The sequence below is a fragment of the Pseudomonas sp. SC11 genome (assembly GCF_047039205.1).
Lineage (GTDB): Bacteria > Pseudomonadota > Gammaproteobacteria > Pseudomonadales > Pseudomonadaceae > Aquipseudomonas > Aquipseudomonas boreofloridensis.
The window spans coordinates 3233985-3248570 of sequence record NZ_CP178183.1; the positions used below are offsets into that span (position 1 = coordinate 3233985).

Annotated in this window: 8 protein-coding genes; 7 read left to right on the plus strand and 1 reads right to left on the minus strand. The window is 63.5% G+C overall.

Going from position 1 to position 14586, the window contains the following annotated elements:
* Positions 1-89 precede the first annotated feature (89 nt).
* The 7 genes from ACK2SD_RS14425 to glgX all read left to right on the plus strand — a co-directional run bounded on the left by ACK2SD_RS14425 (position 90) and on the right by glgX (position 11459).
* Positions 90-257, plus strand: coding sequence for a DUF6026 family protein (locus ACK2SD_RS14425; protein ID WP_162889512.1), 168 nt, complete (start codon positions 90-92; stop codon positions 255-257).
* Between the two features lie 528 nt (positions 258-785).
* Positions 786-2345 (plus strand): glycogen synthase GlgA, encoded by a 1560-nt coding sequence (gene glgA / locus ACK2SD_RS14430; RefSeq protein WP_039577250.1) that lies wholly within the window; start codon positions 786-788, stop codon positions 2343-2345.
* 15 nt (positions 2346-2360) lie between these two features.
* Positions 2361-4103 carry a malto-oligosyltrehalose trehalohydrolase gene (treZ, locus tag ACK2SD_RS14435; protein WP_412460116.1) on the plus strand — a complete coding sequence of 581 codons (1743 nt, stop codon included), beginning with the start codon at positions 2361-2363 and terminating at the stop codon, positions 4101-4103.
* A complete protein-coding gene (gene malQ / locus ACK2SD_RS14440) occupies positions 4100-6169 on the plus strand; it encodes a 4-alpha-glucanotransferase (RefSeq protein WP_412460117.1) in 2070 nt (689 codons plus the stop codon). Before treZ ends, malQ begins: the two co-directional genes overlap by 4 nt.
* Positions 6166-8940, plus strand: coding sequence for a malto-oligosyltrehalose synthase (locus tag ACK2SD_RS14445; protein WP_412460118.1), 2775 nt, complete (start codon positions 6166-6168; stop codon positions 8938-8940). Before malQ ends, ACK2SD_RS14445 begins: the two co-directional genes overlap by 4 nt.
* Before the next feature lie 17 nt (positions 8941-8957).
* On the plus strand, positions 8958-9218 hold the full coding sequence (locus tag ACK2SD_RS14450) for a DUF2934 domain-containing protein (protein ID WP_029614074.1): 261 nt from the start codon (positions 8958-8960) through the stop codon (positions 9216-9218).
* Positions 9219-9305: 87 nt separating this feature from the next.
* Positions 9306-11459, plus strand: coding sequence for a glycogen debranching protein GlgX (gene glgX, locus ACK2SD_RS14455; RefSeq protein ID WP_412460119.1), 2154 nt, complete (start codon positions 9306-9308; stop codon positions 11457-11459).
* Positions 11460-11577: 118 nt separating this feature from the next.
* Here glgX and ACK2SD_RS14460 read toward each other — a convergent pair whose 3' ends face one another.
* Positions 11578-14568 (minus strand): hypothetical protein, encoded by a 2991-nt coding sequence (locus ACK2SD_RS14460; RefSeq protein WP_412460120.1) that lies wholly within the window; start codon positions 14566-14568, stop codon positions 11578-11580.
* Between the last annotated feature and the right edge of the window lie 18 nt (positions 14569-14586).

The following is a 14586-nucleotide window of genomic DNA, read 5'->3' on the forward strand; positions in this document are numbered from 1 at the left end:
TTCCCATCGCTTGGCAAAGAATTCAAAATGCGCGCCGCACGAAGCGTCTACGCTTACTACCGTCACCAGCCAAACTGCGAGGTGTACTCATGGGTACCGTCATGCCTGCCACCGCCACCCAGACCCTCTACGTCACCGTACGCCGCGACGAACTGCGTCAGCTTCGCGACGAGCGTGATCAATTGCGCGCGCAGGTGGCCCAGCTCAACCTGATGCTCGAAGAAGCTCGCCTGAACGGCAAACTGCCCCAGTTCTGATCCTTACGCACTGTTTCGGGGCCTGATCAGGCCCCATCGCTCGACTTTACGCCCTCCTCCCGCGCCTCGTTCTGCTCCCTTTCCTGGCACCGCCAACGACGCGTGCTCTGCCGCCAACGTTTGCGCAGATCAACGGTCATGGAAAATGTGACCGGCGGGTCACCGCCGCTACCTTTCGTCACCTACACTCAGGCTCGGCCCGTGTTTTGCTGTGTCAGACGGTGAGTGCCACCCCTCGGCCCTCCCTCGACAACCAGTGAAGGCAGCTACTCCAAAATAAGTAGAACTTTCCAAAACATGGGTAGGTCAGCAACTAAGTAGGCCGCGCAAGAGGATCACCTCACGCGCCAGCCCGCCCACCCCAATCAGTCCAAACGCCCGCTCGACCGGACTTTCGAGCGCGCGGCGTTGCTGTGCACGACTCAGGGGCAAGGATCGCATCACGAACACCTGTAACAAAAGGCGAGAACCAATACGAGATAACGCGATGGGTGACGCACCCACCAGCGAAAGGGATGGAGAGAAGTAATGATCAGTGCCGCTGTCGAGCCTCATGTAGAATTGTTCAACCCCGATAATAGCGGGCCCCTGCCACCAGGGTTCGTCACGACAGGCAAGGCACCCGGTATCCAGCGCGGTCAGAACCCGCTCAAGCGCAAGGTGTTGTTCGTCACCTCGGAATTCGCCGACCTGGTCAAGACCGGCGGACTGGGCGATGTGTCCGCTGCCCTGCCCCGCGCCATGGCCCACCTGCACGACGTCCGCGTGCTGATTCCCGGCTATCCGCAAGTGGTCGACAGTGACAACCCCATCCATATCGTTGGCGAACTGGCTGGCCATGCCGCGTTGCCACCGTGCAAGATCGGCCGCATGGACCTGCCCGATGGCCTGGTCATCTATGTGCTGATCTGCCCCGAGTTGTACGAGCGTGAAGGCACCCCCTACGGCGCCAACAACGGTCGCGACTGGCCAGACAACCATATTCGCTTCGCCCGCCTGGGCCTGGCGGCCGCCGATATCGCCGCAGGCGAAGGCATGATGCACTGGCGCCCGGACCTGGTGCACGCCCACGACTGGCCAGCAGGCCTGGCGCCGGCGTACATGCACTGGCGCGGCCTGAATACCGCAACCTTGTTCACCATTCATAACCTGGCCTACCAGGGGGTGTTCAGCCGCGCCTGCAGCCCCGAGCTGGCCATCCCCGACCATGCCATGCAGCAGGAAGGCATGGAGTTCTACGGCAAGCTGTCGTTCCTCAAGGCGGGCCTGGCCTACTCCAGTCACATCACTACCGTGAGCGCCACCTACGCCCAGGAAATCACCACACCCGAGTTCGGCTGCGGCCTGGACGGCTTCCTGGCCAGCAAGGCCCAGCAAGGCTTGCTCGGTGGGATCCCCAACGGTATCGACGAGAGCTGGGATTCGGCCACCGATACTCACCTGGAGCACAATTTCAGCCTCAACGACTGGGAAGGCAAGGCACGCAACGCCGATCAGGTGCGTGAACTGTTCGGCCTCGAACCGTCCGAAGGTCCGCTGTTCGCTGTGGTATCGCGCCTGGTCTACCAGAAAGGTCTGGACCTGACCTTGGGTGTGGCCGAAGACATCGTCCGTCAGGGCGGACAGATCGCGATCATCGGTCGCGGCGAGCCAGAGGAAGAGCAGGCCATGCGCGAGCTGGCTCTGCGTCACCCGGGCCGCATCGGCGTGCGCATCGGCTTCAACGAAACCGACGCCCGTCGCATGTTCGCCGGCAGCGACTTCCTGCTCATGCCGTCGCGCTACGAGCCATGCGGACTCAGCCAAATGTACGCCCAGCGCTTCGGCTCGCTGCCGGTGGCGCGCAACACCGGTGGCCTGGCTGACACCATCGAAGATGGCGTCACGGGCTTCCTGTTCAACGAGTCGACCGTGGACAGCTACCGCGAAGCGCTGAGCCGGGCATTTTACGTGCATGCCCATAAAGACCTGCTCAACGCCATGCGCTGCCTGTCCATGACTCAACCCTTCAATTGGTGCCAGGCGGTGGAACCCTATGCCCGCCTGTACGAGGAACTGGTCTGCCAGGCACACGCCGGCGCCTACTGACAACGAGGTATGAAGATGCACAGGCATGGCGCACATTCAATGGACGCCACGTCGGCGCGCTTCGCCCTCTGGGCGCCGGACGCGCGCAACGTGAGCGTGGAAATCCAAGGGCAGCCAGCGGTCACGCTGCTGCCCGAGCACGATGGCTGGTTCGCCGGCATCGCCCCTTGCACACCGGGTGACCGTTACTTCTTCAAGATCGACGATGAGCTGAAAGTGGCCGATCCGGCCTCTCGCTATCAGCCTGAAGGCGTACACGGCCCCAGTGAAATCGTCGAATTGTCTCACTACTCCTGGGAGCACCCCTGGCAAGGCCGGCCTTGGCACGAGGCAGTGATTCAGGAACTGCACGTGGGCGTGCTGGGTGGGTACAAAGGCGTGGCCCAGCAACTGCCGCGCCTGGCCGAACTGGGTATCACCGCTATTGAGTTAATGCCCGTCAACCAGTTTCCCGGCGAGCGCAACTGGGGTTACGACGGCGCCCTGCCCTTCGCTGCGCAGCATACCTACGGTTCGCCCGCCGAACTCTGCCACTTGGTCGACCAGGCCCACGGCCACGGCCTGATGGTCATGCTCGACGTGGTCTACAACCACTTCGGCCCCGATGGCAATTTCCTGCCCCAGTACGCCAGCACCTTCTTCCGTGAGGATCGTCAGACCCCCTGGGGCGCGGCCATTGATTTCCGCCGCCCAGAAGTGCGCGAATTCTTCATTCAGAACGCGCTGATGTGGCTATGCGACTACCGCATCGATGGTCTACGCCTTGACGCCGTACACGCGATCGACCAACCCGACTTCCTCGTCGAACTGGCCGCGCGCGTGCGCGAAGCGGTCGAACCAGGCCGACAGGTCTGGCTGGTGCTGGAGAACGAACATAATCAGGCAGCGCTACTGGAAAAGGGCTTCGACGCCCAGTGGAACGACGATGGCCACAATGCCTTACATGTGCTGCTCACCGATGAAACCGAGGGCTACTACGAAGACTACAAGGACCAGCCCATCGCCAAGCTCGCGCGCTGCCTGGGCGAAGGCTTCGTGTTCCAGGGCCAGCCCAACCGCAAGGGCGAACCGCGAGGCGAGCCCAGCGGCCATTTGCCACCCAGCGCCTTCGTGCTGTTCCTGCAAAACCACGACCAGATCGGCAACCGGGCGCTGGGCGAGCGCTTGACGCGGCTGTGCCCGCCCCAGGCACTGCGCGCCGCGACAGGGCTGTTGCTGTTGTCGCCGATGATCCCGCTGCTGTTCATGGGCGACGAGGAAGGCAGTTGCCGACCCTTCCTGTTCTTCACCGACTTCCACGACGAACTGGCCGATGCCGTTCGCGAAGGCCGTCGCGCCGAATTCGAACACTTCGCCGCGTTCGCCGACCCGGAAAAACGCGAGCATATTCCCGACCCCAATGCATTGGACACCTTCACCGCCTCGCATCCCGCCGGCATGCAGGTGCTCGCCGGCTGGCATGGTCTGTATCACCAACTGCTGCATATCCGCCAGCGCACGCTGATGCCGCGCCTGGTCGGCAGTCGCGCCCTGGGCGCTGAGGTCATCGGCGAAAAGGCCCTCACAGCGCGCTGGCGCCTGGGCGATGGCAGTGAGCTGCGAATCGATCTGAACCTTGGGCCAGCGGCGCAGCCCATAACCTTACCGGGCGCCGACTCGCGCCTGTTCGACAGCAGCGACAACGCCCACCCGGATTCCACCCTGGCCGCCTATAGCTGTGTGGTCAGTCTGCTTCCCCTTCGCCAGGAGACGCCATGAGCGATACGCCGCTGCACCGCCTCGCCGCCCGCGCAGGCCTGGCCCGTGACTGGACCGATGCCAACGATCGCCCGCAACGCGTTACCGATGAAGCCCTGCGCGGTGTTCTGCAGGGCCTGGGATTGCCTGCCGAAGACGACGCCGCCATCGAGCGCAGCCTGGCTGCGCTGGATGAAGCACATGACAGCGACCATCTCCCGCCCCTGCTGACGGTGGACCTGGAAAAGCCCTTGGCGCTCAAGCGCTGGTTCACGGCCGACAGCGCGGTGCGCTGTTCGCTCGAAGACGGCACCTCGCGCACGCTCACGCTCGACGCCCAGGCGCAGTTGCCTGGCGAGCTGCCGATCGGCTATCACCGTCTCGACATCGACGGGCGCACCTTGACCGTGGCCGTCGCCCCTGCACGCTGCTATAGCCTCACGGACGTGGTCGAGCAACAGCCCCCCCGCTGCTGGGGATTGTCGGCGCAACTCTACAGCTTGCGTCGCCCGGGCGATGGCGGCTTCGGCGACTGCCTGGCACTGGAGCAATTTGCCCGCTGTGCCGCCGAGCGCGGCGCCGATGCCTTGGCGATCAGCCCGATTCACGCCCTGTCGCTGTTCGACCAACAACATTTCAGCCCCTATTCCCCCTCCAGCCGCCTGCTGCTCAACTATCTCTACGCCAGCCCTTCGGTGGTGCTGGGCGAACGTGAGGTGCGCATGGCCGCTGAGATGGCTGGGCTCACCGAAAGTCTGGAAGACCTGGAACAGCAAGCGCTGGTCGATTGGCCGCGTGCCGCCGACGTGCGGCACAAGCTGCTCAGGACGCTCTACGAAGAGTTCAGCAAGGGTAACCATCCCCTGCGTTCGGACTTCGACAGTTTCCGCGAGGCTGCAGGCGATGCCCTGGAGCAGCATTGCCGTTTCGAAGTGCTGCAGGCCGAAGCCGTGGAGCAGGGTCTGGGCGCCGATTGGCGTGAGTGGCCCGATGCCTGGAGTCAGCCCGACGCCGCCGAAGTCGAGGCGATGGCCGCGGCGTATCCTGCGCAAGTGGAATTTCAAGCGTTCTGCCAATGGTTGACCGAGCGCAGCCTGCAACGCGCCCAACAAGCGGCCAACGGCGGTGGCATGCGCGTGGGCCTGATCGCCGATCTGGCGGTCGGTGCCGACGGCGGGGGCAGCCAGGCCTGGAGCCGTCAGGACGAATTGCTCGCCGAGCTCACGGTCGGCGCACCGCCGGACATTCTCAATCGCTCCGGGCAGGACTGGGGCATCAGCGGCTTCTCGCCCGAAGGCCTCAAGCGCAACGGCTTTCGCGCCTTCATCGAAATGCTGCGGGCCAACATGGCCCATGCCGGCGGCCTGCGCATCGATCATGTCATGGGCTTGCGCAGGCTGTGGCTGATCCCCAGAGGCGCCACACCCAAGCAAGGCGCCTACGTCGACTACCCGTTCGACGACATGCTGCGGCTGCTGGCGCTCGAATCGGTGCGCAACCAGACGATCATCCTCGGCGAAGACCTGGGCACCGTGCCTGAAGGCCTGCGCGAGCGCCTGGCCGACAAGGCCGTGCTGGGCATGCGCGTACTGCCCTTCGAGCAGAGTTCCACGGGCCATTTCAAACCGCTGTTGGACTGGCCCGATTCAGCCCTGGCCACCACCGGCACCCACGATCTGTCACCGCTGGCCGGCTGGCTCAAGGCCCGCGACATCGACTGGAATCATCGCCTGGAACTGATCGACGCCGCCACCGAGTCGCATTGGCGGCAGGATCGCGAACAGGAAATTCATGGCCTGCGCCGTACCTTGGAATCCAACTACGGTCACTTGAAGGATAACGACGCCTTGATCGACGCTGCCATCCGCTATGTCGGCCACACCCGCGCCCCGCTGGTGCTGGTTCCGCTCGAAGACCTGCTGGGCTTGGAAGAGCAGCCCAACCTGCCCGGCACCACCGATGGGCACCCTAACTGGCGACGGCGCTTCGAGCGTCCGGTAACCGAATTGCTGGATGACGAACACGCCGCCCGCCGCCTGGAATTGCTGGCCCAAGCGCGGGTCCAGGCCGGGGAGCGCGACCGATGAACGCCTTGACTGCGACCCAACGCCTGCAATTTCACAGCGACTTCACCCTCGACGATGCCGTGCCCTTGGTGCCCTACTTCGCCCGATTGGGCATCAGCCACCTGTACGCCTCGCCCATTCTCAAAGCCCGCGCCGGTTCCCGGCACGGTTACGATGTGGTCGACCCGACCCTGGTCAATCCGGAACTGGGCGGCGAGGCCGCACTGTTGCGCCTGGTGGCTGCCCTGCGCGAGCACGGCATGGGGCTGATCCTCGACACCGTGTCCAACCACATGGCGGTCGGCGGCGCCGACAATCCTTGGTGGCAAGACTTGCTGGCCTGGGGGCGGCGCAGTCCCTACGCCGAGTTCTTCGATATCCAGTGGCATTCAAGCGATCCGCTGCTAGCGGGCCAGTTGCTGCTGCCATTCCTGGGCAGCGACTACGGCGTCGCCCTGCAAAACGGCGAGCTGCCTCTGACCTTCGACGCCGAACGCGGCGTGCTGGAAGTCGAGCATCACGAGCACCGCTTCCCGATCTGCCCACTGGATTACGGACGCGTCCTCGGCCACAGCGACGACGCAGCGCTGCAAGCGCTGGGCAAGCGTTTCGACGCCCTGAACGACTCCACCCAACCGCTGGCCGAGGCAGCGCCTTTGCAAGCCGAGCTGGCCCAGTGCGTCAACCAAGGCGCCAGTCTCGACCGGGCGCTAAAAGCCTTCGACAGTCACACCGAAGACGGTTTCCAGCGCCTGCACTTGCTGCTCGAACGCCAGAGCTATCGCCTGGCTAGCTGGCGCACCGCTGCCGATGACATCAACTGGCGGCGCTTCTTCGACATTAATGAACTGGGCGGCCTGCGCGTGGAGCGCTCGGCGGTGTTCGAAGCCACCCATGCCAAGCTCTTCGAGCTGATCGAACGCGGCTTGGTGGACGGCTTGCGCATCGACCACATCGACGGCCTGGCCGATCCGCGCCGTTATTGCCGCAACCTGCGCCGTCGAGTCGATACCCTGCTGGCCAAGCGCCCTACCGAAGCGACGCTGCAGCACTTCCCGATCTATGTGGAGAAGATCCTCGGCACGGGCGAACACCTGCACCCGGATTGGCTCACCGACGGAACCACCGGCTATGAGTTCATGAACCAGGTGTCGCTGGTACAGCACGATCCGGCGGGCGAAGCGCCCTTGACCGAGCTCTGGCGCAGCGTGGCCGAGCGCCCCGAGTTCGACGAAGAAGTGCGCATTGCCCGGCGCCTGGTACTTAACGCCAGCCTGGCCGGCGACTGCGAGTCGGTGGCCCAGGCCTTGTTGCAGGTGGCGCGCGACGACCTGATGACCCGTGACCTGACCCTGGGCGCGATCCGCCGGGGCGTGCAGGCGCTGGTCGAGCATTACCCGGTCTATCGTACCTACATCAGCGCGTGTGGCCGTCCCGAGCAGGACGAACCCTTCTTCCAGCAGGCCATGGAAGGCGCCCGGCAATCGCTCAGCGAGGCCGATTGGCCGCTGCTGGAGCAGTTGCAACGCTGGCTCGGCGGCCAATCCTGGCGCGAACTGCCCGTTGGCCGTGCGCGCAAGCGCCTGCGTCACGCCTGCGTGCGCTTCCAGCAACTCACCGCCCCCAGCGCGGCCAAGGCCGTGGAGGACACCGCGTTCTACCGCAGCGCACGACTGCTCTCGCGCAACGATGTAGGCTTCGAGGCCGAGCGCTTCAGCGCCTCGCCGGCCGAGTTCCATAACGAGGCGCAGCGCCGCCTGCGCGACTTTCCCGACAATCTGCTGGCCACCGCGACCCACGATCACAAACGCGGCGAAGACTGCCGCGCGCGCCTGGCCGTGCTCAGCGAGCGCGGGCCATGGTTGGCCAGCCGCGTCGAACATTGGCGCGAACTGGCCCATTCGCTGCTGGACGGGCAGGACGACGGTCCGGCGCCGAGCCCTGCCGATGAAATGCTGCTGTTCCAGACGCTACTGGCCAGTTGGCCGCTGACGCTGGACCGCGACGACCGTGCAGGCTTGCAGGCGTTCGCCGAACGGGTCGGCCAGTGGCAGCAGAAAGCGCTGCGCGAAGCCAAGCTGCGCAGCAGTTGGGCCGCGCCGAACGAGGCGTATGAGCAGGCCTGTTCGCGCTATCTCGAAGGCCTGCTGATCAGCGAGGACCATCAACACCTTCGCCATTCGCTGGCCGACGCCGCCGAGCGTATCGCCTGCCCCGGCGCGCTCAACGGCCTGGTGCAGAGCCTGTTGCGCATGACCACGCCGGGCGTGCCCGATCTCTACCAAGGCAATGAATACTGGGACCTGAGCCTGGTCGATCCGGACAACCGTCGGCCGGTGGATTACGCGGCCCGACACGCCAGCCTGGAGCACGAAGCGCCGCTGCACGATCTGCTGACGCACTGGCGTGACGGGCGTCTGAAACAATCGGTGATCGCCCGTGTACTGAACCTGCGCCGCGCCCATCCCGCCCTGTTCCAGCGGGGCGCCTACCTGCCGCTCAATGCCCAAGGTCGCCACGCCGACAAGGTGTTGGCCTTCGCCCGACTCGGCGAAGGAGAACGGGCAATTATCGTCGTGCCGCGTCTGGCCAGCGATCTGCTCGGTGCCGCCAGTATTCCGTTGATTCCGCCGCAGAACTGGGACGACACCCGCGTAATTCTGCCGTTTGCCGTTTCGCCTGTCACTTGCAGTGGACTTTTCCCAAACACCGTTGTCAGCCCTAGTAGGGAGCTGATGCTCAGCGAAGTGCTGTCGGAATGTCCGCTCAACCTGTTGATTGAACAAGCATGAAGATCAGGAGCGTCTAAATGAGTGTCGATGAAAAGCGTGTTCGCGAACTGGCCCACCAGATCTGGGAATCGGAGGGTAAACCCCACGGTCGCGATGAAGAGCATTGGAAAAAGGCGGTGAAGTTGGCCGAGGCGGAAGCAAAAGCACCGGCGCCCAAGTCCAAGAAGGCACCCGCCAAGCCCAAGGCTCCGTCCGAGCCGAAGGCCGCGGCACTGCCGGGCGCCAAGCCAGCCCCACCGAAAAAGCCGCGCGCACCGAAGAAACCCGCAGCGCAGTAACGCAGTCGCGACACCGCGTCGTTGCCGGCCTTCCTACGGCAACGACGCCTAACCCTATTCCATTCGTTTGGCTAGACGAGAGCTGCCATGACCGCACGCACCCCAAAGAAAACCCGTTCCGTCGCGCCAACCCGTATTCGTGAAGGCCTGCCCTTCCCGCTGGGTGCCACCTGGGATGGACTGGGCGTCAACTTCGCCCTGTTCTCGGCCAACGCCACCAAGGTCGAGCTGTGTATTTTCGACGCCAGCGGCGAGAACGAACTCGAGCGCATCGAACTGCCGGAATACACCGACGAGATCTACCACGGCTACCTGCCCGATGCTCACCCAGGACTGGTCTACGGCTACCGCGTTTACGGCCCTTATGAGCCGCAGAACGGCCACCGCTTCAACCACAACAAGCTGCTCATCGACCCCTACGCCAAGCAATTGGTGGGCGATCTGAAATGGTCCGAGGCACTGTTCGGCTACACCCTCGGCCACCCCGACGACGATCTTTCGTTCGACGAGCGCGACAGCGCGCCCTTCGTGCCCAAGTGCAAGGTCGTGGATCCAGCATTCACCTGGGGCCGCGACCAGCGCGTGCAGATTCCTTGGGAACAGACTGTGTTCTACGAGGCTCACGCGCGCGGTATCAGCATGCGTCACCCCGCGGTTGCGGAAAACCTGCGCGGCACCTTCGCGGGCCTGGCCAACGACGAGCTGCTCAAGCACATCAAGGACCTGGGCGTTTCGAGCATCGAGTTGCTGCCGATCCACGCCTTCGTCAACGACCAGCACCTGCTGGACAAAGGCCTGAACAATTACTGGGGTTACAACAGCCTGGCGTTCTTCGCGCCGCACCCCAAGTACCTGGCCAGTGGCAAGATCGCCGAATTCAAGGAGATGGTCGCGCACATTCACGAGAAGGGCCTGGAGGTGATTCTCGACGTGGTCTACAACCACACCGCCGAAGGCAACGAACGTGGCCCGACCCTGTCCATGCGCGGCATCGACAACGCCTCGTATTACCGCCTGATGCCTGACGACAAGCGCTACTACATCAACGATTCGGGCACCGGCAACACCCTGGACCTGAGCCACCCCTGCGTGCTGCAGTTGGTCACCGACTCGCTGCGCTACTGGGCGGGCGAGATGCATGTGGACGGCTTCCGCTTCGATCTGGCGACCATTCTGGGCCGTTACCACGACGGCTACAGCGAGCGTCACAGCTTCCTCGTCACCTGCCGCCAGGACCCGTTGTTGCGCAGCGTCAAGCTGATCGCCGAACCCTGGGACTGTGGCCCAGGCGGCTACCAGGTGGGCAACTTCGCGCCCGGCTGGGCCGAATGGAACGACCGCTTCCGCGACACCGCCCGCGCCTTCTGGAAAGGCGACGAAGGCCAACTGGCCGACTTCGCCGCGCGCCTGACCGGTTCGGGCGATCTGTTCGACAATCGGGGTCGGCGCCCTTATGCGTCGGTCAACTTCATCACCGCCCACGACGGCTTCACGTTGCGCGACCTGGTGTCGTACAACGACAAGCACAATGAGGACAACGAGGAAAACAACCAGGACGGTACCAGCAACAACATCTCCTGGAACTGCGGCGTCGAAGGTCCGACAGAGGATGCCGAGATCAAGGCGTTGCGCATGCGTCAGATGCGTAACTTCTTCGCCACCTTGCTGCTGTCCCAGGGGACGCCGATGATCGTGGCGGGCGATGAGTTCAGCCGCACTCAGCACGGCAACAACAACGCCTACTGCCAAGACAGCGAAATTGGCTGGATCAACTGGGACCTGGACGAGGAAGGCCAGGCCCTGCTGGCCTTCGTCAAGCGCCTGACCAAGTTGCGCCAAGAGTATCCGGTGCTGCGCCGTTCCAACTTCCTGGTGGGCGACTACAACGAAGCGATCGGCGTAAAGGATGTCACTTGGCTAGCCCCCGACGGCAACGAGATGGGCGTGGAGCAATGGGAGGACCCCCATGGCCGATGCCTGGGTATGCTGATCGACGGTCGTGCGCAGGTCAGCGGTATCGCCCGTCCTGGCGACCAGGCCACCGTGCTGCTGATCGTCAATGCCCACCATGACGTAGTGCCGTTCAAACTGCCTAGCGTACCGCAAGGTGAGCATTGGAGCTGTCTGATCGATACTGACCAGCCGGAGCAGCGCAAGGCCAAACCGATGGCGTTCGACAGCACCTTCGATGTCACCGGACGTTCGGTGGTGTTGATGGTGTTGCAGCGAGAGCAGGAGTGATGGCCTCGTCTGCACCGTAGGCCTATCGGCGGTCAGGTGGCCTTGAGCGGCTCGCTGAGGGGCTCTGGCCAGTGACCGCCGACGCTTTTTCTCTGGCGCCGTCGTCGAGGTATTCCAGTCAAATCCCGCTGATTCGACACTTTACTGTGTGGGCATAAAGCATCACGTCGCAACTGAAGTTGAGCGCGCACTCACCTTTTTTGCTGACGTGGCGGGTCTGCCAAAGCAGGCGATCGAATACCAGCGCAACCTGCTCACCCGGCGCCGGCTCTATCACGAAGGAACTCTCGGTCACGGTGCCAGGCACGAAATTCAGGGTAACTAACCTGTCCATTCCCCAGCCCCAATCGAATCGTCTGTGCACGTAGAAGCCAGGATGCGAAACCGTCGCAGTCAAAGCCAGTACGGTGTCGCGACGCGAATCGAATTCGGACTCAGGCGCTGTCACGTAGAACTCATCGTGGAAGTGGTTGGAGTGTAGAACGCATCGCGGCATGGACAAAGGCTCTTCGAAACCCTCGACATGCAGCTGCATACCGAACCCACCGCTGACCTGGTTACCTCCACTCAATGTCCAAAGTTTCTGGCCGTTGGCAAGCGGCTGGGTCGCACCGAAGGCAGGACTGGCTTGCAGATTCTTGGCCTCCAAGGTACCTGCCTGGAACGTCAATCGACAGGGCGGCGACAACACGTGTAAGGGGCTCTGGGGCTTGGCGCTGACAAAAAGCGTTGGGGCAGACCCCATCCCGTCGTCCCACGGCATGAACACCACGGCTGAAACGGGTTTGCCGTTTACGGACACCTCTACTTCATCTTCCAGGCGCGTCGACAGCAATAAAGCTTGGTCAATTTCCAGGGTCGTGGAAAACACGCGACCGGCGACGACCACCCTGATCCCGAAGTCACCGCTGGCCTCGCCCCCTTCCAGCGCCCATTGCAACCCAGACGTTCCGAGCGCACGTCCGACGCCATAATAGGGAGTCGCTGACATATCGGGCGCGCCCAGACTGCGGCCCACGAATTCCAGGTAGACGCTAAGGCCGAGTCCACCTAACGGACTACCCGCCTTGGGTTGCAACGTCAACATCGTCGGCTGTCCACGACGAAAGATCGCAGGATTCGGTACGGCCGCACCTTGTAGTTTCAACTCCGCTTCATCGCTCAAATCTGCCGACAGCAGCACCGCCTTCGACACGCTCAAGGGTTGCTCGAACCCCTCCACCTCTACCGTCAGAGCGAAATCGCCACTGACCTGCTGTCCTTTGAGCGACCATGACAGCCCAGCGGCTCCGAGGTTGCGCTTAGTGAAGTAAGCCGGTGTGGAAGGTACCTTAGCCTCGACCAAGCTACCCGCCTCGAACACCAGCCAGGCCTCGGGCTGCAGGCGGCCCAGCGGACTGCCTGCTCTGGGCACCAGGCTAAGCGTGCGCGGCGCCCCGCGCTGGAACAGCGCGATGGCAGGCACCGCCGCGCCGTCGATCTGCAGTTGAGCCTCATCGCTGAGTTGGCTCGACAGCACCATGGCGTTGTCGAAGCTCAAGGGCTTGGCGAATCCCTCGACATGAACCGCCAAGGCGAAGTCGCCACTGTTCTGGCCTGCGGTCAAGGTCCAGCTCAAGCCGGCGGCAGGCACTTCGCGCTTGGCCTCATAGTCGGGTTGGGCAGGCACATGCCCGGGTTTCAGCGTCCCCTCGGTGAAGCTCAAACGACCCGTTCGGCCAAGCGCCGGCAGCGGACTGCCTGGCTTGATCTGCAGGCGCAAGGTATACGCAGTCCCCCGCCGCAACAGCGCAGTGGAACCCACGGCATCGGCATCGAGCGACAGCTCGACTTCATCGCCGAGTTCGGCAGACAGTTGCGCACCCTTGAGAGAAAACGGTGCCGACAAATCGTCCGTGGCGGTTTCCAACACGAATGTCCCGGAGTCCGTCCCCCCCTTGAGCGTCCAACTGATGCCCTCCGGTGTCATCGTCTGCGCGGCAGTAGGCGTGAACGTGATCCCTCGCTCAGGCTTGCCGTTGGGCCAGCGCAAGAGGATCGGTTTGCCGACGAAAAAGCTGTCCGCTTTTTTCGGTTTCAGGGTCAAATTGACCTCGGTCTGGCGTGTCAACAACAGGGCGATTTTTTCGAAGTCGGCAACAGGTTTGCCCTCGACCAGCACCTCCAGCTCGGCCCCCCACGGCGACACGGCAAACACCGGTAGTTTCTGCACTTGCTCACTGACCTGCTTCAGTTCGTCTTCGTAGACCGCTTTGAACACCGCGTTATTGTCAACGCCTTCGTCGCCGGGCTTGGGCAGATACTCGATGCTCGATAGCCCCTTGGCATCAGTGGGCTGGGTGGCGAACAGCGTGTCGTTCAACAGCCACTTGACCGGCCTGCCGACCGCCGGGCGGTCAGGGACGAACACGTTGTGCAGGATCACGCTCATTTGGGTGCTATTGCCATACTCGACCACCGGGACAACGCCATCCCACTCGATACCCCCAAGGTCATGGCGGAAATCACCGAGCTGCGCCTTCAACTCGAATCGCGGCGCTTGCCAGTAGCTGCCCAGGCCAAGGCCGATCTCACCGGCTTGAGCAGCGGTGGCGCCCGCCTGCAATTGCCATTGGGCACCGTCACCCTCGTCCAGCGGTTGGTAACGATCGTCCTGATCGCCCGCGTTCTGGTTCAAGGGTGGCCTGGCGCTCATTCCGAAGGCACTCGGCGGGTGCTGATTGTCGTCCATCCAGATCAGACTCACAGGCTGACCCGACCAGGCGTCTCCGGCCGCCGACTTGATCTGCAATACATGCTCAGCGCCATGGCACAACAGGAACGGCTGGCGCGTCTGTTCGATCTGATTTTTCCCACCTGGATCAAGGACCAGCTTGACCGTGCTGGCCGAGGACAGCTCAGGCAAGCGTAGCTGCGAGATCACTTGGCGCAGATACAGCCTGGAAGTGATCTTGCCCTCCAGTCGGGTGTCGAACGCGACGCGCAACCGCGTCGCATCGACCGGCAGGGTGACGAGCCGCGGCGTCATGCGATGCCAGGTCGGCGCAGCGCCAGGGGCCAGAGGTTCATCCTCCAGCGTCCCCTGGCCCTGCAAACGCTCGATGAACACCTGCGCCCCTTCCTTGCC

What these genes read in the sequence shown, in the direction of transcription:
- glgX (WP_412460119.1), top strand. Translation starts at nt 9,306, where the DNA reads ATGACCGCACGCACCCCAAAGAAAACCCGTTCCGTCGCGCCAACCCGT.
- glgA (WP_039577250.1), top strand. Translation starts at nt 786, where the DNA reads ATGATCAGTGCCGCTGTCGAGCCTCATGTAGAATTGTTCAACCCCGAT.
- malQ (WP_412460117.1), top strand. Translation starts at nt 4,100, where the DNA reads ATGAGCGATACGCCGCTGCACCGCCTCGCCGCCCGCGCAGGCCTGGCC.
- ACK2SD_RS14445 (WP_412460118.1), top strand. Translation starts at nt 6,166, where the DNA reads ATGAACGCCTTGACTGCGACCCAACGCCTGCAATTTCACAGCGACTTC.
- ACK2SD_RS14450 (WP_029614074.1), top strand. Translation starts at nt 8,958, where the DNA reads ATGAGTGTCGATGAAAAGCGTGTTCGCGAACTGGCCCACCAGATCTGG.
- ACK2SD_RS14425 (WP_162889512.1), top strand. Translation starts at nt 90, where the DNA reads ATGGGTACCGTCATGCCTGCCACCGCCACCCAGACCCTCTACGTCACC.
- treZ (WP_412460116.1), top strand. Translation starts at nt 2,361, where the DNA reads ATGCACAGGCATGGCGCACATTCAATGGACGCCACGTCGGCGCGCTTC.